This window comes from Maribellus luteus, from assembly GCF_003576475.1.
GTDB classification, from domain to species: Bacteria; Bacteroidota; Bacteroidia; order Bacteroidales; family Prolixibacteraceae; genus Draconibacterium; species Draconibacterium luteum.
Map to the genome: position 1 here is coordinate 1 of NZ_QWGR01000269.1, position 523 is coordinate 523.

General features: G+C 63.9%; 1 protein-coding gene. It reads right to left on the bottom strand.

Features of this window, described 5'->3' with window-relative positions; genetic code table 11:
• Positions 1-446 (bottom strand): glutathione S-transferase family protein (locus D1614_RS28865; RefSeq protein WP_147384421.1); only part of this gene is annotated, 446 nt, incomplete at its 3' end.
• Positions 447-523: the final 77 nt, after the last annotated feature.

Sequence of the window (523 nt, forward strand, 5' to 3'; positions counted from 1 at the left end):
ACGCGCTCGAAGTAGTGCAGGAACTTGGGCGCGCGATTGTCGAGAAAATCCTGTGTGCGGCGTTTGGCTTCGGTACGCTGGTCTTCGTAGTACTCGCACGACGCAATGGGGTGGTGCGTGTCATGGATCTCGACCACGAAATCGGCAATCGTCAGTTGCAGGCCGTGCGTCCACAGGCCGCCGGCTTCGTCGTGCGGGGCCAGGCCATAGTGCTGGCCGAGATAAAGCAGGATGTTGGCCGTCTGCGCGATCACCAACTGGCCAGCCACCAGGAATGGCGGCGCGAACGGCGGTGTGGGAATGCCGGCGTCGTCCAGAAACGCCTCGATGGCGGCTTCATCTTCGCGGCCTAGGTCGGTATAGGGCACGGCGGCCTGCTCCAGCGCCAGCCGGACGAATTCGCCGCGGCCCTGGATTTCGGGCCAGTAGTAGAGCGTGGTTTCCATGGTCGGGGGATGCGCGAGGTGGGAGTTGCGCAGCAAGATCGATGCCGCATCGCAGCAGGAACGGCGCCTGCGAACGA